Annotated in this window: 18 protein-coding genes; 3 read left to right on the top strand and 15 right to left on the bottom strand. The window is 43.2% G+C overall.

What is annotated here, in order from left to right; translation table 11 throughout:
• The first annotated feature begins 96 nt into the window (after positions 1-96).
• Positions 97-462, top strand: a complete 366-nt coding sequence (locus V7K30_RS03695) for a nuclear transport factor 2 family protein (protein ID WP_334997224.1) — start codon at positions 97-99, stop codon at positions 460-462.
• Positions 463-1,019: 557 nt separating this feature from the next.
• Here the strand turns inward: V7K30_RS03695 and V7K30_RS03700 are convergent.
• The 9 genes from V7K30_RS03700 to V7K30_RS03740 all read right to left on the bottom strand — a co-directional run bounded on the left by V7K30_RS03700 (position 1,020) and on the right by V7K30_RS03740 (position 8,804).
• A complete protein-coding gene (locus V7K30_RS03700) occupies positions 1,020-1,559 on the bottom strand; it encodes a YqeG family HAD IIIA-type phosphatase (RefSeq protein ID WP_334997226.1) in 540 nt (179 codons plus the stop codon).
• 62 nt (positions 1,560-1,621) lie between these two features.
• Entirely contained in the window at positions 1,622-2,239 is a 618-nt protein-coding gene (locus V7K30_RS03705) for a hypothetical protein (RefSeq protein WP_334997228.1), read from the bottom strand.
• Positions 2,240-2,481: 242 nt separating this feature from the next.
• Positions 2,482-3,054 carry a DUF3727 domain-containing protein gene (locus V7K30_RS03710; RefSeq protein ID WP_334997230.1) on the bottom strand — a complete coding sequence of 191 codons (573 nt, stop codon included), beginning with the start codon at positions 3,052-3,054 and terminating at the stop codon, positions 2,482-2,484.
• A gap of 141 nt (positions 3,055-3,195) precedes the next feature.
• The gene (gene ruvX, locus V7K30_RS03715) at positions 3,196-3,672 is read right to left on the bottom strand and encodes a Holliday junction resolvase RuvX (protein ID WP_334997232.1); all 477 of its coding nucleotides are present in this window, start codon (positions 3,670-3,672) and stop codon (positions 3,196-3,198) included.
• Position 3,673: 1 nt separating this feature from the next.
• The gene (locus tag V7K30_RS03720; RefSeq protein ID WP_334997234.1) at positions 3,674-4,912 is read right to left on the bottom strand and encodes a GNAT family N-acetyltransferase; all 1,239 of its coding nucleotides are present in this window, start codon (positions 4,910-4,912) and stop codon (positions 3,674-3,676) included.
• 223 nt (positions 4,913-5,135) lie between these two features.
• On the bottom strand, positions 5,136-5,342 hold the full coding sequence (locus V7K30_RS03725; protein WP_334997388.1) for a hypothetical protein: 207 nt from the start codon (positions 5,340-5,342) through the stop codon (positions 5,136-5,138).
• 144 nt (positions 5,343-5,486) lie between these two features.
• Complete coding sequence (locus tag V7K30_RS03730; RefSeq protein ID WP_334997236.1) at positions 5,487-5,978, bottom strand: hypothetical protein; 492 nt, start codon at positions 5,976-5,978, stop codon at positions 5,487-5,489.
• Positions 5,979-6,113: 135 nt separating this feature from the next.
• The gene (locus V7K30_RS03735) at positions 6,114-8,270 is read right to left on the bottom strand and encodes a pentapeptide repeat-containing protein (protein ID WP_334997238.1); all 2,157 of its coding nucleotides are present in this window, start codon (positions 8,268-8,270) and stop codon (positions 6,114-6,116) included.
• Positions 8,271-8,459: 189 nt separating this feature from the next.
• On the bottom strand, positions 8,460-8,804 hold the full coding sequence (locus V7K30_RS03740) for a hypothetical protein (protein WP_334997240.1): 345 nt from the start codon (positions 8,802-8,804) through the stop codon (positions 8,460-8,462).
• A gap of 390 nt (positions 8,805-9,194) precedes the next feature.
• Here V7K30_RS03740 and V7K30_RS03745 point away from each other — a divergent pair, with 390 nt between their 5' ends.
• A complete protein-coding gene (locus V7K30_RS03745) occupies positions 9,195-9,629 on the top strand; it encodes a hypothetical protein (protein ID WP_334997242.1) in 435 nt (144 codons plus the stop codon).
• 35 nt (positions 9,630-9,664) lie between these two features.
• Here V7K30_RS03745 and V7K30_RS03750 read toward each other — a convergent pair whose 3' ends face one another.
• From V7K30_RS03750 to V7K30_RS03765, 4 genes are all read right to left on the bottom strand, one after another.
• Entirely contained in the window at positions 9,665-10,036 is a 372-nt protein-coding gene (locus V7K30_RS03750; protein WP_334997244.1) for a hypothetical protein, read from the bottom strand.
• 65 nt (positions 10,037-10,101) lie between these two features.
• Entirely contained in the window at positions 10,102-11,283 is a 1,182-nt protein-coding gene (locus V7K30_RS03755) for a glycosyltransferase family 4 protein (protein ID WP_334997246.1), read from the bottom strand.
• Positions 11,284-11,335: 52 nt separating this feature from the next.
• On the bottom strand, positions 11,336-12,304 hold the full coding sequence (locus tag V7K30_RS03760; protein WP_334997248.1) for a GDP-mannose 4,6-dehydratase: 969 nt from the start codon (positions 12,302-12,304) through the stop codon (positions 11,336-11,338).
• 547 nt (positions 12,305-12,851) lie between these two features.
• The gene (locus V7K30_RS03765; protein WP_334997250.1) at positions 12,852-13,295 is read right to left on the bottom strand and encodes an ATP-binding protein; all 444 of its coding nucleotides are present in this window, start codon (positions 13,293-13,295) and stop codon (positions 12,852-12,854) included.
• A 254-nt stretch (positions 13,296-13,549) separates the two neighbouring features.
• On the opposite strand from V7K30_RS03765, the gene V7K30_RS03770 reads away from it, so the two are divergent.
• On the top strand, positions 13,550-13,786 hold the full coding sequence (locus V7K30_RS03770) for a hypothetical protein (protein ID WP_334997252.1): 237 nt from the start codon (positions 13,550-13,552) through the stop codon (positions 13,784-13,786).
• A gap of 162 nt (positions 13,787-13,948) precedes the next feature.
• Here the strand turns inward: V7K30_RS03770 and petD are convergent, their stop codons facing one another.
• Both petD and petB read right to left on the bottom strand, forming a co-directional pair.
• Positions 13,949-14,431, bottom strand: coding sequence for a cytochrome b6-f complex subunit IV (petD, locus tag V7K30_RS03775; RefSeq protein WP_334882991.1), 483 nt, complete (start codon positions 14,429-14,431; stop codon positions 13,949-13,951).
• A gap of 257 nt (positions 14,432-14,688) precedes the next feature.
• Positions 14,689-15,336: a cytochrome b6 gene (gene petB, locus V7K30_RS03780; protein ID WP_334997254.1), complete on the bottom strand. Its 648-nt coding sequence runs from the start codon at positions 15,334-15,336 to the stop codon at positions 14,689-14,691.
• Positions 15,337-15,649: the final 313 nt, after the last annotated feature.

Consider the following 15,649-nt stretch of genomic DNA (forward strand, 5'->3'; position numbering starts at 1 on the left):
GTGAGTTACAGGGCAGTCGAGTTAAAATTTTCTGTAATTTACCAGCTATTGCCCTTTCTAAAATCAATCGTAATGACATCAGGAGAGTCAATCAAGATGATTACAATCGAGAGATTAGAAGAAAAATTGCGACAAGCAATGCTCGATAGTGATGTGCCGATCTTAGATGAATTAATTGCTGACGATCTGATTTTCACCATGCATACAGGTCTAGTAGTCGATAAGCAATACGATTTGGATGCACATCGTAGTGGAATGCATAAGTTTACTAAGGTCGAAATTGACGATCGACAAATTCTTAATTATGGTAATTTTGCTGTGGTCGCAGTTAAAACATATCTGGCGGGAATTCACGATCGGCAAGCTTTTTCAGGTACTTATCGCTTTACTCGCGTCTGGGCAAAGCGTCAAGAACGATGGCAAATAGTAGCGGGTCATGTTTGTCAATTAGTTTCTCTTTAATCTAGCCCTTTCAAGGTGGTGAAATTTAGAACTAAGATTGGTTATTTCGACCTTTAAAAATCCCCAAATCTGAGTGGAGGATTCAAGGTGGTAGCACTGGAACAACGTATCTTCGTTTGTCACCTTGAAAGGGCTACTCTTTAATCTTTATCAAAAACAGAATCTCTATCCTAGATTTTGTGAAGCCACATTTGTAAAAATGAAAGCAGAGGTTAAAATAGCATCCATCTTAGCGTAGGCTTAGCCCGCCGTAGGCGTAGCCCGCCGCAGGCATCGCTTTGTCTTGTCTGCCCAGTTGAGCAAATTCATATCTAGCAACCTTTTTGGGCTTTCCTATCCGTCAAACTCACGTTATTTTAGATTCAATCCAAAATCCAAAATTGTAAAGCGCCAATCCCTCTATAGTGAAGGCTGACGCTTTACGGATTTATATTTACTTAGTATGAGTTAAGGTCTTTTTTGGCTGACCCCATGTTATTAATACTTATGATCCCCGATTTTTAGATTCCATGAAGATTCCTTAATTATTTCTTTAGATTTACTTTCCTGACTACTTCTCAACTTTTGTGAATCTTAGTTTTCTTGGGAGTAATAGAGGCTCCTAAGATTTCTGATATCCAAACTTCAAAGTTGCGGACGGGATGCGATCGCAGAGCCGCATCTGCATGAACAATCGGTTCGACTAAAATGGTAAACATTCCCAGGCGATTACCTGCTAAAACATCGGTAAATAAGCGATCGCCTACCATCCCCACTTGATGTACTGGTAGATCCATTGCCCTAAGTGCTGCCCTAATTTTGCGTCGAGAGGGTTTGGCTGCACCCAAATAGTAAGGTAGATTGAGCGATCGGGCAATTCCACCAATTCGCGCTTCACTAAGGTTGTTACTGACCAAACACAATGCAGTACAGGTGCGAATTTGCTCCACCCAATGTTGTAATTCTGGGGAAGCTATCCCTACTGTAAAGGGTACCAAAGTTTCATCCACATCCAATACCAGCCCCTTCAGCCCGTATTGTTGGATCATATCCAGTGTTAGATTTAATACTGAACCTTCTAAAATCAAGTCAGGCTGTAAAAGATTGTTCCAGATCATAGTCAACAGTCAAATTTAAGTAGCTCAGACAAATGAGCATAACCCAATATAGTTTAGTTAGTCTAACTCCATCCTGGAATATCTCCTTGAACATTTTGAGATAAAATCCCTAAAATTTTATCTATCTCTTTGATATAATAATTATTCAAATCAATAAATATATCGTTTTGTTCTAACTTCAAAAACTTCCAAATATCCCCCGTTGTTACAGCACCGGAAATTATCCTAATTTCATTTCCTTCTTGTTGATTAAACAATTGTGCTGCCAACATTGCGACCGCACATTGGCATAATCCGCCTTTAATATTTTCATTTTTTGCTTCAATAATAACCACCACGGGTGCATTAATTGTTAGTTGCTCTTTAGAACGACTGATGATAAAGTCACAATACCTATTCAGACCTTTTTCTGCATCTACATTAAAGTCTGTTCCTGAAAATAAACTAATTGGATAATTAGCCCTGCGTCTTACCTCCAACAATATCGGAGTGATAATCATTTCTGAACGAGCTTTTTCAGTATTAATTGCTAAAGCCAGTTCTGTAGTTTCTTCTAAAGAACTTTTGAGTTTCTCACTTGCCTGCAAAGGTTTTATGTTGGCACATAAATCAGTTTCTTCATCAATGCGGATGCTGAATGACTTTTTAAATTTACTTAATGTAAAGTCGCTATAAGCCATTTTCAGCACCTCATACCAATTTTGGATTTTGGATTTTAGATTTTGGATTTTAGATTGAAAATCCTTGCCAAAATGCTTTTTTCAGAATCTTACAAAATACCAACTATCCTAATTTGGTGTCAATGTTTCATTGCTTCCACATTTAATGAGACCTGGTAAAAGGTTTAAGTAGATTATGCTGACAATGAAAATTCCCAATTAAAAAATTCAAAATGAAAATGTTACATTTTGAATTTTTCATCTTATTCCACTTCATTAAAAAGATGTTCCTCTAATAGAGGTTGCACTTCGCGAAACTCCTCTGGAGAAAGTAATTCAGGTTGACCTGTTTTCGCTATCCGTGCAAAAAACAACAGGGGATCGAGGGGTGTATAAATTGCATACTCCTGATCTTCATCATAGAAGCTAGCGAGTAGCTGTAATTGCTCTGGCTCTAAATCTGCTTCTTCGTCTTCGATTTCTAAGGTGAAGAGTTCTGATTCTTCAACTGGCGGCAAATCACCTGCAACAGTCAGAGCATAGGCTGTGTTCTTCAATATTAGGTTCTGCTCAGATAGTACAGCTTGAGCAGTAGCAAAAATTTGCTCAATGGTGGTGTCGTCTTCTACCAGAACTGCTTCTTCTTCCTCACCGTCACCTTCCCAAGAAAAAATTTCTACAGGTGAATCTACAGGAAGAAGTAAAACGTATTCTTGCCCATCGACCTCTAGGGAATGCTCTACATAACATTCGAGCGATCGCCCTTTGTCATCGGTTAAAGTGATGGAACCCGCATGAGCGTTATCATTTTCTTCAGGAAATGGAGAGGAAAACATAGCCGAAATGTAGAAATTTAATAAATACCAGCAAGTTTGGAAATCGCTTAACTATTTAATGACATATTATGCCAACCAAATAGCTTTACACGTAGATACAACTGCTGGCTAATCGTTTTCAGAATATCATGTTAAAAGGTATCAATATTCAATAGCTGCCACTGAACTGCGGGAGCTAGCACGCTTAACATCCAACCATTGTTGCAAAATCAAAGCGGCTGCTTTGCGGTCAATCAAACCTTTATGGCGTGACGGGGAGCGGTTTTCAGCTATCAGCAGTTGCTCTGCTTGAAATGAAGTTAATCGCTCATCCATATATTCCACAGGCAGTTTCAGTGCTCTAGCAAGTCTTGTAGTAAATTTTTGAACTTGACGCGCCTGAAATCCTAGTGAGCCATCCATTGAATAAGGTAAGCCCATAACCAGGATTTGCACCTCACGTTCATTAACTATTTGTCGGATTTGCTCGACATCCTGCTCAAAAGATGTGCGCTCAATTGTGGTGATCCCCGTGGCAATTAAACCCGTGCGATCGCACCCTGCCACTCCAATCCGCTTGCCACCGAAATCTAGTCCCAACGCTGAAATAAACGGTTTTGGTTGCTCCTGGGATATCACACTAATTCTCCTGCTGTGCATCTGCTGATTCAGGAATCGGCGATGCTTCCATACTAGGGTTTTTTCCCGAAAAGTTAATCGGTTCTGACTTGCTTGGCAGTGATTTATCTGATGATGGCAACTTTCCTGGTTGTACCCATGACATCCCACCTGGTATAGGTTTACGTGCCGGTTGTAAACCTTGCAGCATATCAGTCCACTGGATTCCTTCTAAGGAGACGAATTTAGACTCCCGTAGCTTGTGCCACACAGAGCGAGACATGATTAATGTATGTTCTATGCGTTTTGCTCCAATTCGTTCTAAATACTCTTCTCGCTCTGCCTGATAGTCTGAGGAAGCTAGTTGTAACCCTTGCTGGGGAAAATCTTGGGCAATCCGAGCCAGTTGAGATAGCAATTCTGGATACAGCCAGGTGTAAGCCGGATGAACCGTCAGCGTTGCAGCATGGGGAACTTCACCCTTACGGTCAAGTTGCACCTGAAAATAGCCGATCGCAGCTTTGCGTTGCGGTTCAAATACATAACCACTCACTACTTCTGTTTTGGTTAGCCATTGCTTCACTGCATCAGTTAAAGCGCCGAACAAACTGGTTTTAAAATCGCGGGTGTTGCGGTCAAAAACCTGACGTACCAAAGGTGGCATAGATGCCGTATCTAGCTGATATAGCAATTGGGCATCAGCATTGCTCACTGGCAAGAGGTTGGGCAAGTCTGGCTCTGCTTGTGCCAATTCAACCAGTAATTCTGGCCCAATTTCCCAGTACGTCATTTCTGCCAGACGCTGGAATCCATTTTGCCGATATAGTGCCAGCGCCTCTATGTCGTTGATGTTAACTTCCAGTAGCCAAGTGCGAGCTTCCAAAATCGATTCAAAGCAATGACGCAAAAGTTGCGAGCCAATTCCTTGTTTATCGACACCACGCTCTAGTAGCACTTGATCAATCCGCCAAGTGCTACGTGTCCGGTTAAAGGGTGACACTTGAATCATTCCTAGAAGCATCCGCCCTTGCTCTGCGACATAGGCACAGAGGCGATACTGTAGCGGGTTAGGAAACCAACTCAAAAATTTGAGTAATCCATACCAGCGACGCAGCATGAGCATCTGGCTGATGGCAAAACCTGCTCCCTTGGGAGTGAGGGCTGCGAATGACTCTTGAGTTATGCGCTCAATTCCGTCCAGATCCCGGTATTGGACTGGTCGGATAACAACGCTGAGGTTTCGAGGAAGTAATGAAGTCATTTTTATTCGAGCCGCTATTTAGCCTTAACTAACTGCTCTTCAAAGGAACTGCTGCAATAATATTAACTGCTTTCTGCCCCTTACTATTGTGCTAAAAGGGTAATTTTAGTCACTCAATACTTAAAAAAAGCAGAAAAAGCAGACCTTGTGAGCATACCATTGGCATTAACCCAACAACATCTGCCTTTATTTTATTGGAATTTTGATTAAAATTTATATATATTTACAGCCCTTGTCGAGAAACTAGCTTTTCAAAGTGGGCTTGAGTTTGATGGAGTAATTGCTGGCGACTATCTAGCAGTGTTTGCTTCAGGGATGGAACAAGATTGCGAGCTTGCAGAGTCATGTGAAGTTGCAGGTTGGCGACATATTCACTGAAATCTTGATTCACTTCATCTGCGCCCGCATCTGTTAATAAATTTGATTCCATTGCCACCGTGTTCTCCTGTGTTAATCCTGTGCTGTCTCTCTTCATGACCAAAAATTATCATGTTGTTTGGACTAACTTCTGAATTTGCAATGAAGTTTAATGCTTCTTAGGGATAGCGATCGCTGTCGGGTTTTCATTTGCCCATTAAAATCTCAAACCAACACCACCTTGTACGGAGATAGCTGTACCACTGCTATCTCGGTAGGCATCAAAAGCGATGATGGCGTTGCCAAAAAGGACAGTATTGCTATTTGGGATCATATAATCAATGCCTGGTTGTAAAGCAAAACTAATTTTGTCGCCCACAGGAGAAGATCCACCACCACCAGCCAACACTAACCCAGCACCCAGGTAGGCATCAGCTTGCCAGTTAAGGGGTAAATCGTAAGAAACCGTTGGCACAACTGCCGTATTATTACCAATTAACACTTGAGCGCGGAGTGAAATCGGTGCTTCCAAAAGCTTGTAGCGGCCCGCTATCACCCCCCCGATTTGGATACCATCAGTAAAACCAATAGCGGGGCCTATACCGATATAACTGCCATAGGCTACTTGAGCTTGCGCTGCTTGATTACTCGCCAGACTCAAAACCAAGCCAGCCCCCAAAACTGAAACCAAATATGGAATATACTTCATAACCGAACTCCTCACACCATTTTGATTTTTGATTTTTGTCATTGGGTATTGGGTTAGGAAAACTCTTCCCCAGTCCCCATTCCCCATTCCCCATTCCCCATTCCCCATTCCCCATTCCCCATTCCCCATCTCATTCTACGGGCAACGGGGATGAATGCCTCCTTGAGTACAAATGTATGCTAATTGCTTGGCATCTAAATTTTTGGCTTTAGAAAAATCAACGCCTTGGACTACGGCAGATACTGAGCCTAAATCTGGGGTTTGGACAAATTGATCTGCTGGATCTTGTTTGCTAGGGGCGAGAATTGCCCCCTTAAAATCTGCTCCTGCCACATTTGCCCCTCGTAAATCTGCAAGACTCAGGTCGGCATTTTGCAAGTTAACGTTTTCCATTTGGGCAGAACGCAAAACAGCACCAGTCAGACGAGTAGCGCCGAGATTAGCATTGCTGAGATTAGCACGATCCAAATAGGCTCCTGATAAATCTGACCCTTGCCAATCAGTGTTACTTAAGTTGGCAAAGGATAATTGCGTTCCGATCGCACTGACGCGACCTAAACGCGCAGCGTAGAGATTGGCTTCGTTCAATTTAGCGTCACCTAAATCTGCTCCAGTCAAGCTGGCTCTTTCCAAGACTGCGTTTCGCAGATCGGCTCCTACTAGTTGGGTGCTGTTGAGTTTAGCGTCAAATAGACGCGCGTTGGATAAGTTGGCTCTGTTGAGAGTGGCACGGCTCAAATCGGTACGGTTCATCAAGACGCGGCTGAGGTTAGCATCAGTAAGATCGGCTTGCTGCAACTGAGCTTGGCTTAAATCAGCGATCGCATCGTCGTAGGTATCCCAGCGTCCATCTTCACCCACGCCCCGGAAACGGCTACCCTTCAAACTGGCTTGGTTAAGATTTGCAGATTTTAACTTAACTCCAGATAAATCAACGTTGTCTAATACCAAGTTGAAGAAGGAATTTCCTGGAGTACCGCTTTGACCTAATTGGGTGCCACTAAGGTCAACGCCCTCGATTTTACCGCTGTAAACAGAGAGAATCTTGTTGATCGTCATCTGGTTTCTTTGTAGCCGTCCTTGCCGTAATTCCCGTTCTTGGGTTGCAGTGCTACCCACAGACTCCAGTTCACCTACCAAAAACTGATTCTTATTTTTTAGTTCCGGGATGGCTTGGGGGCCGACAGTTGTCAAAGCTTGTTGAATCGTATCCAGGAGAGTGGGGTTGGTTTCGCTAACTAAGAGATCCGCCAGAAATTTAATGGACTGTGGGTCATTAAGACCACCCATAGCCAGAATTGCACTTTGGCGTTGTTCATTAGTCGCCCCAGAGTTGGGACTCAATTGTTTGACAAGTTCGAGAAACTGTTGACTGTTGATTTGCTTAGTTGCTCGCTGGGATTGTTGAATTTGGATATAAACTTGAGTACCTATTAAAGTTGCCAACACAGCAGTCATACTCGCAAGCCCTACCCCGAACAAAGTCAGATTAGGATTTTGCTGTATCCGCCGCCACAGATTAGATGACTGGTTGGTTTGGGCTACCGCTAATTCTTCTCCCTCCTGCCATTCTTCTGCTTCATTATTATCGCCAGCAGACTGAGCTTGTCTATTGCTAGCTAAGAGTGAGGATTGCAAGGGGCGAGTCGCATCTATTGTATAAGTGCCTGCAAGTTGATCGTGTAGTGCGCGACGCCCCCGGCGCGATGGTAAACCTATCCCTTCACCCACAATCATTAACAAAGACAAAAATGTAAATAATCCTAAATTAGGAAAAGCAAAGCTGTAGCGCCACAGCAGATAGGCGATGGAAATAGGTACAGTCCAACGCCCAACTCCTTCTCTAATCACAACTGCCCCCAAACCGGGCGGCGTCCCTTGCTCGTTGACAACCCGCACTTTTAACCAACGTTTAGGAATTGTGCTACCAGTCTTAGCTAGTAAATACAATTCCCACCACGAGAGAGTTACAGGCGCTAACAGGGCGATTGTCCACAAAATATTAGTCGGCCATGCTACGTTACGGATGCCATAGCTCACAGGCAGAGCCAGGGGTCTTGCGATCGCTCTTTCCGTGACTACTAGCACGGGGTTAAGCGGCACTCGATTCAGATCGCTTCTAGAATTGGCATAAACACCAATGCCGAAGGGAATCAACCCACTGGCAACCACTAGTGTGATTTCAGCCGCCCACGCAGCAAAACGCCTACTTGCTAGCAACAGCGAATTGGCTCTTTCCGGTTCTTTTGACTGACCCGATTGATTACTTCTCCTGACAATTGGTGACGTCATCGGATAATTCCCTTTGATATTATTTCTACGCCGCGATCGGCACAATTAAAATAGACTAAGCTAATCGGCAAAAAGAAAAGCATGTTGAAATAGAATTTAGGAGTCATAAGTCAGGAGCCTTTTGTATTCTGGCTCCTGGCTCCTGACTCTTATAACTACGGGCAGAGTGCAAAGTAAATGCATATCAACTTATTGCTTACGTTGAAAGCTATTAGACACAAAAAATTTGTATCCAACATACACTAACGCTGCCAAAAGTGCCAGACTGATTACAGATGCAACCAGTTTAAACACTGCTTGCAGCATCGCCAAGCCCAATAGCACCGTCACACCCAAAACTACCAGCTTTTTCGCCCTAGATAAGCTGTTGAACCAAATCTGAAATCGCTCCAGTTGCAAGTTCAAGTTAGCAAAAACAGACTGAGGCGTTTGTTTTTGTTCGTGTGGTTGGGAAACCACCCCAGGTGGGGAATTAATCTCTGCCTCTAGCTTATCGAGGCGACGCTGTAAGTCTTCTTCTCTTTGAGGATTCATCAATCTTTTCTACCTCAGCTAGCACACTTATTCAACAATAGACCAACAAAATTCTATTTTTGGTGGTTGTCTTAGTGATTTTAGCTAATGTCTGTGCGTACAAGAACTTTCTGGGCAGATAAAATTTATTATGATGATTTTTAGAATACTAGCGTGTTAGGAATTGAAGTGCGGAATGTCGGGTGAAATATTTTGGTGCAAAAGCGCCACTGAACATAGATAATTTGCACGATTGATGGTTTCTCCACCCATCAAATCTTCACAAAGAATCCTTAAAGGAATGGTATTTGTTTATACGGCAGCTTTTGGAACCAAGACGGTTTGCTGTCGTCGATGAAATCAGACGATATAACAATATTGCTCTAGAAAAAATCTGGAGCATTAATTAAAATGAAAACGCTTAGGCTACTTGCAATTGTTCCCACAGCTTTGGCGATGAGTTTGGTTTTTACTGAGGCTAATTTGGCACAGACACCAACAATCCAAATTAATCGGAATTTCCAACCAGATCCACTGGTTTTGAACGGAAAGTCTGGGGGAACTGTCAAAAGTAATTGTGGCAATATTACCACTGAACCTAATCAAGTTATCCAGGTTACAGAGTCACTACCTTATTTGCGATTAACAGTAGAGAGCCAAGGGAAGCCAACGCTGTTGATCGACGGGCCAGGAGGGCGCTTTTGTGTAATGGCAGATAGCTACTCTGGAGGTAAGCCAGAACTTTCTGGTTTCTGGAAGGCAGGAAAATACTCGCTGTATGTGGGCGAACTATCCAAACGAGAATATAGTTACACCCTCTCAATCTCGCAAATAAATAGTCATTAGTCATTTGTCCTGTGCTAATGACTAATGACCCTTGACTAATCTTCCAGTGATTGGGCTGGAACTTCAACAGCAGTGACATCAATTGTGCCTTCTGGTGTGAAGCGCTGAAAATGACTATTTTGTACTAACAGCGACTCCCCACAGTTAGGACACTGCAACTGACTGTTATTTAAACCTGTAAATTCATATCCACAGACGGGACACTGGTCAGCAACTAAGTTGCGTTGCAGCCACCAACGAAAGCCAAAAAAAGCCACAATGGGTGCCAAAAACAGCAACCCGACAATAATTAGCAATGAATTAACCAACCAACCCAAGCCCAGTGATGCCAGCAACCAAATAACTGCCAGCAGGGTGAGCCAAGGCCGGAGATTTAAAAGATTCAATTGAAATGACTTAAAGCTCATTTTTTAAATGTCGTCCTGCTCTCCTTCTAGGATAGCGATTTTAGTCATTGGTCATTTGTCATTGGTCATTTGGACTTGATTGCTGAGGATAGAAGCGTTTTTTGCAAGTGCTGCTGAAAGGCATTTATGCCAAACAGAGCGATCGCCTGTTCTCGCAGCCACTCTCTATCACATCGCTGGTCATCCCCTTGAAGCATTTCTATACAAGCCGCTGCTACAGCATCAGGACTGCGGTGTGGTACTCGCCATCCGAGTTTACCATCCTGCAAGGGGTCAGCGGAGCCATCGTCGTCACCGGATAACACCGGCACTCCACAAGCCATTGCCTCTAGATAAACAATGCCAAAGCCTTCTTGCGAAGGCATAATATAGGCATCAGCAAGGCGGTAATGTTCCATTAATTCTTCTGTAGCAACGAAACCAGCAAACACAACGCGATCGCTCACACCTAAATATGCAGCTAGCTGCGCCAATCGTGGTTGGTCATCACCACGACCAATTACCAAATATTTGACTTCTGGAAAAACTTGAGCGATTTGTGGCAATGCCCGAATCGTCACATCTACACCCTTGTAAATATCCCCTGACCATAACCGCGCTACTGTCATTAGCACTTTAGCACCAGTTAAGCCATACTTCTGGATTAATTCTGGCTGCTTGGAACCAGGAGTAAATTTATCCCCATCAATTGCACAAGGCATCATCTGTACAATTTTCGGGTTTAAACTATTAGCAACACAAGCGCGATCGCGGCTGTAGCGACTAATTGTCCAAATTCCTTCTGCTGATGTCAGGGCGCGACGTTCTTGATTTTTCAGCGGTTCCCAGACTTCTTTGCCGTAAGTTAGCACGCTGTAAGGAATCCCCAAGGGCTGGCAAAGAGTTTGTACTAATACTGCTAAGTTAATATGACCGCAGAAAACTTGCTGCGGACGGTTTTGCAACAAACACTTGAGTAAAGCTGCTGCCATTTGTAGCCTCCCTATTTGGGGAGACTGATTTTTAAAGTAATGAAATTTTAAGTTTTCGTCTTCAAACGCATTTAAGCTATCTGAACTATCTCGCAGTAAAAAGACTTCTGCCTTATAGTCTTGGCTCAATCCCAGATAGGCGCGAAAAATATCTTTTATATATGATTGAATACCACCTTCGTGGGCAAAAATTTCTAAAAACACGAAGACATGATTAGTTTTTTTGTTAACTTTATCACCTAACTTTAGGTTTTCTGTCACTGTAGTGATGTGCATATTAGATTATTTACACTCGCGGTAAGGGTGCGATGTCTACGACGGGCTACGCCTACGCACCGCTTTGTAACCGCTCTAAATCTGTTTTTACCATTTTTTCTAGAAGTTCCTCAAAGCTAACTTGGGGTTCCCAGCCGAGGTTTCTTTTAGCTTTACTGGGGTTAGCTACTAGTTGAAAATGCTCATCTTTTCGCAATAAGCTGGTATTTAGGACTACATGGTGCGTCCAATCCAATCCTACAGACTCAAAGGCTGTGGCAACTAAATCTTTAACACTGTGTAGTTTCCCTGTGCCAATCACATATTCTTCTGGTTCATCAACTTGCAACATTAACCACATCGCTTCTACGTAATCTCCCGCATAACCCCAATCGCGTTTGGCATCTAGATTACCCATTTCTAAGGTGTCAGTTAAACCCAATTTAATTGATGCGGCTGCCAAAGAAACTTTGCGTGTGACAAACTGAGGTGCCCGTAGAGGAGACTCATGGTTATATAAGATTCCACTACAGGCAAATAGTCCATAGCGCTGTCTGTGATGCACCATCGTCCAGTGGGCGTGCATCTTGGCCGCAGCATAGGGATTTTTGGGACGAAAAGGAGTATCCTCATCTTGAGGCGAAATAAATACATCGCCAAACATTTCTGAACTGCTGGCTTGATAAAATCTGGTAGATAAACCAACCTTTCGTACTGCTTCCAAGAGCCTGGTAGCCGTACCAGTTATCAGATCCAGGGTTCCCAATGGGTCGTTCCAAGAATCGGGTACAAAACTGGGAGCCGCTAAATTGTAAATTTCTTGGGGACGCAGCTGTTCAACTGCGGTCAACAGCGCCGCATTATCCCTCAAGTCAACCGTAAAAATTTCTACCTGATTTGCTAGTGTTCCCAGTTTTGTCAGATTAGGTTGTCGATGTGGGGGTACTAATCCTACAACTCGATAACCACGGTTGAGCAGCAAATGGCTGAGATAGTAGCCATCTTGACCAGTAATTCCTGTAATTAGGGCTGTCTTAGTCATATTTTGTCCCCTATTCCCTCTATCTCTTTAAGCACAAAATGGCACTTGTTGGAGAACAAAAAATAAGGCTCTCAACACTGCTGACAAATCTTAACAAGGGAGCTAGTGTAACTCGAATGCTATCTTTACTGTATTCATTAATTCTTTTTATACAACAATATCCTTTAAGGTTTTACAAAACAATCATCATCACTAAGTAAATTCACATAAAAAAAATATTACCCTAATCCAGATATTATTGAAAAAGGAGTATACTTTTATCAATCAAATGACTATATATTTGAGTAAAGACTTCTTCCACTCGCGCTTTTATTTTAAAGTGAGTGGCTCAAGTTTGGGCAAAGTCTCCTTGCCTTGCGGGTCTTTGATAGGATAAGTTTTGTTTGTCGTACTCCTTAACTATAATCAAGCTACGCGCAGCGTCTGGTAGAGAACATAAGCCCTCGCCCGCTGCTGGTACTTTTTGCCTACGCTCCATCTCCACTCAAAACCTAAAATTGGCATCAGAAGTATTCTTACCTTCCTTATACCCTTGACTGTTTGACTTTTACTTTTGTGCTTCTACAGAGTATTTGACGATGAGAAGGCAATTTCTACCATCTGTACCACGTTCGTATACAACACGGTCAGCCAACCGCCGCAGGAGAAACCATCCATACCCGCCTACTTGTAGAGTACCTGGCTCTGGCTCTGCGATCGCATCAGGATTGAAAGGTTTTCCATAATCCCAAATTCTAATCTCTAGTCGGTCAATCCACAGATAAACGTTAATCTCAATGGTTGTTTCTGGGGGTAAAGCATGATGAGCATGACGAACAGCGTTGGTAAAGCCTTCTGCTAATGCTAAATTGAGGCGATCTAGTTGGGTTTTTGACCAGCCAAGTTGAGACAAATGTTGCAGACAAAATTGCTCGAACCATTCTTGCACCTGGTTTAGGAGACTGAGTTCGCTCTTAACCGTCAGATGGTCTTGCTGCACTATGCTAAGCATTAACTGTGACTTAAATATAAGTAAACCCAAGTTGCTAGTTATTAAATTTGGCGAATAGCGCAAAGTTTATCTGAACATAGAAAAATTAAAATTGAGATATTCTGTTTACCAAAATACAAAACATGATCGATTTTGGCATTCCGGGGGTTGTAACTAGCAACTTACGTTAAGTAAGTGAAAAATGTTTGTATTTGGTGACTTTTGGTGATTTTAGATTTTGGAATAGCTTTTCAATCCAAAACTTAAAATCCAAAATGCAAGCTGGACTATTAAAAAAGAATCTAGAACTCAGCAATCTTTTAGTGGAGGATTTAGACCCGCCACTAAATTGTTTTGTACCAAATTTTCAATTTAGCGTGGTGTTGTACCGCTTATTCAGGAGTCCTTCTCTAGACGTAGCTTGCTTGCCCGTAGGGGTACGGGTGACGCTGAAAGACTTGAAGAGGCTGCACTATCGCCCTTGGCCACTTGCTACAACTTTGGTAACATGAGTAGCGCAGTAGCTCCCCTTGGCTGATGACTCGCTGGCGCAGTCTCTCCAAGAGTTAATGAATTCTTTTTTGTTAAAATTGACGCCTGTAGACTTCTTTCAAAAGCACATCTGCATATGCTCTTGAAACTCACAGGCGTCAAAGCACTTTCTGGTGACTAATTTAGAATAGTCCCAAGGTCAAAGACTTATCCAATGGCAAGGCAGCACCAATACCCAGCCACAGGGTGACAAGGGTACCAAAGAGGAATACTGTGGTTGCAACTGGACGACGGAAGGGGTTTTGGAACTTATTGACGTTCTCAATAAAGGGAATGAGGATTAGCCCTACTGGTACTGAACCCATTGCTAACACTCCTAAAAGTTTGTTAGGAAGCGATCGCAAAATCTGGAAGACTGGATACAAGTACCACTCCGGCAAAATTTCCAATGGTGTGGCGAAAGGATTTGCTGGTTCACCGGTCATAGCGGGATCTAGCACAGCTAGAGCCACAATCGCAGCGAACGAACCCATGATCACGATTGGAAAGACGTAAAGTAGGTCATTAGGCCAAGCGGGTTCACCATAGTAGTTGTGACCCATGCCTTTAGCTAGTTTGGCTCTTAACTGAGGATCGCTCAGGTCAGGTTTTTTTTGTGTTGACATTTTGAAATGTGCTCTCCTGCTTAAGTTAAATTAAAGCATTTGTGAAAGCTATCAGCTACTAGGCAATCCTAGCAGGCGGCAAACAGCGTTTTTCTATTTACGGTCAGCCGCCTGGAGGATCTTTATAGCTTTAGGCTTCAGATACAAGTGTTTGTTTTTTGAAACTTATATGCAATTAATTTTTTGTGTTTCATAAGTTTAGAACAAACAACTTCATCTGAAAACTGATAAATGTTGCCTTTCGCTAATAGCTAAGATTACAAAGGACCGGAAATGCCTTGCTTGCGGATCATCAAGAAGTGAAACAGCATGAAGACTGCAATCAACCAAGGCAGCACAAAGGTGTGGGCGCTGTAGTAACGAGTCAGTGTTGCTTGACCAACACTTGAACCGCCGCGTAGCAGGTCGGAAATCAGAACGCCAACCACGGGAATTGCTTCTGGTACGCCGCTAACGATTTTCACAGCCCAGTAGCCAACTTGATCCCAAGGTAAGGAATAGCCGGTGACTCCAAAGGAAACGGTAATCACAGCCAGGATGACACCACTTATCCAGGTTAATTCGCGGGGCTTTTTGAAACCACCAGTCAGGTAAACCCGGAAGGTGTGCAAAATCATCATCAACACCATCATGCTGGCAGACCAGCGATGGATGGAGCGAATTAGCCAACCGAAATTCACTTCAGTCATGATGTACTGCACTGAGGAGAAAGCTTCAGTGACTGTTGGCCTGTAGTAGAAGGTCATCGCAAATCCAGTGGCAAACTGGATGAGAAAGCAAACCAGAGTAATTCCACCCAGGCAGTAGAAGATGTTGACGTGGGGAGGGACGTACTTACTAGTTACGTCTTCAGCGAGTGCCTGAATCTCCAGGCGTTCCTCAAACCAGTCGGAAACGTTGGCCATACAATCTCAAGTTCCTAAAAGTCGGTTGCGGTTGATAAATCCCGAAGTTCTAAATCGGCGACCAAAATTCTAATGTTTCCTAGCCTGGGCATCCTGCGGTTTGCCTTTAGGTTTTCCCGTTCGACAAAGGGGTTGCCACAGGCTAGGGTAGCAGCAGAATTGTCTACGGACTTCTCATAAGCCGCCGCTCAGACTTCTCTCCCAATTAGCAGTTTTGGGATTTTAGTAAAGGGGAGTTTTTTGGAAAGCTTGTCAGCTTTCAGCGTGCTAAGAGTCTTCAGAAACTTTACACTCTGTAAAGATGGAATATATT

Source organism: Nostoc sp., assembly GCF_036917655.1.
Classification (GTDB): Bacteria; Cyanobacteriota; Cyanobacteriia; order Cyanobacteriales; family Nostocaceae; genus Nostoc.

Bases quoted from the DNA above. Each gene is read 5' to 3' on its own strand.
- V7K30_RS03695 (WP_334997224.1), top strand. From the start codon at position 97: ATGATTACAATCGAGAGATTAGAAGAAAAATTGCGACAAGCAATGCTC.
- V7K30_RS03705 (WP_334997228.1), bottom strand. From the start codon at position 2,239: ATGGCTTATAGCGACTTTACATTAAGTAAATTTAAAAAGTCATTCAGC.
- petB (WP_334997254.1), bottom strand. From the start codon at position 15,336: ATGGCCAACGTTTCCGACTGGTTTGAGGAACGCCTGGAGATTCAGGCA.
- V7K30_RS03770 (WP_334997252.1), top strand. From the start codon at position 13,550: ATGCAAGCTGGACTATTAAAAAAGAATCTAGAACTCAGCAATCTTTTA.
- V7K30_RS03765 (WP_334997250.1), bottom strand. From the start codon at position 13,295: ATGCTTAGCATAGTGCAGCAAGACCATCTGACGGTTAAGAGCGAACTC.
- V7K30_RS03740 (WP_334997240.1), bottom strand. From the start codon at position 8,804: ATGAATCCTCAAAGAGAAGAAGACTTACAGCGTCGCCTCGATAAGCTA.
- V7K30_RS03730 (WP_334997236.1), bottom strand. From the start codon at position 5,978: ATGAAGTATATTCCATATTTGGTTTCAGTTTTGGGGGCTGGCTTGGTT.
- V7K30_RS03700 (WP_334997226.1), bottom strand. From the start codon at position 1,559: ATGATCTGGAACAATCTTTTACAGCCTGACTTGATTTTAGAAGGTTCA.
- V7K30_RS03750 (WP_334997244.1), bottom strand. From the start codon at position 10,036: ATGAGCTTTAAGTCATTTCAATTGAATCTTTTAAATCTCCGGCCTTGG.
- V7K30_RS03720 (WP_334997234.1), bottom strand. From the start codon at position 4,912: ATGACTTCATTACTTCCTCGAAACCTCAGCGTTGTTATCCGACCAGTC.
- V7K30_RS03755 (WP_334997246.1), bottom strand. From the start codon at position 11,283: ATGCACATCACTACAGTGACAGAAAACCTAAAGTTAGGTGATAAAGTT.
- V7K30_RS03735 (WP_334997238.1), bottom strand. From the start codon at position 8,270: ATGACGTCACCAATTGTCAGGAGAAGTAATCAATCGGGTCAGTCAAAA.
- petD (WP_334882991.1), bottom strand. From the start codon at position 14,431: ATGTCAACACAAAAAAAACCTGACCTGAGCGATCCTCAGTTAAGAGCC.
- V7K30_RS03745 (WP_334997242.1), top strand. From the start codon at position 9,195: ATGAAAACGCTTAGGCTACTTGCAATTGTTCCCACAGCTTTGGCGATG.
- V7K30_RS03725 (WP_334997388.1), bottom strand. From the start codon at position 5,342: ATGGAATCAAATTTATTAACAGATGCGGGCGCAGATGAAGTGAATCAA.
- V7K30_RS03710 (WP_334997230.1), bottom strand. From the start codon at position 3,054: ATGTTTTCCTCTCCATTTCCTGAAGAAAATGATAACGCTCATGCGGGT.
- V7K30_RS03760 (WP_334997248.1), bottom strand. From the start codon at position 12,304: ATGACTAAGACAGCCCTAATTACAGGAATTACTGGTCAAGATGGCTAC.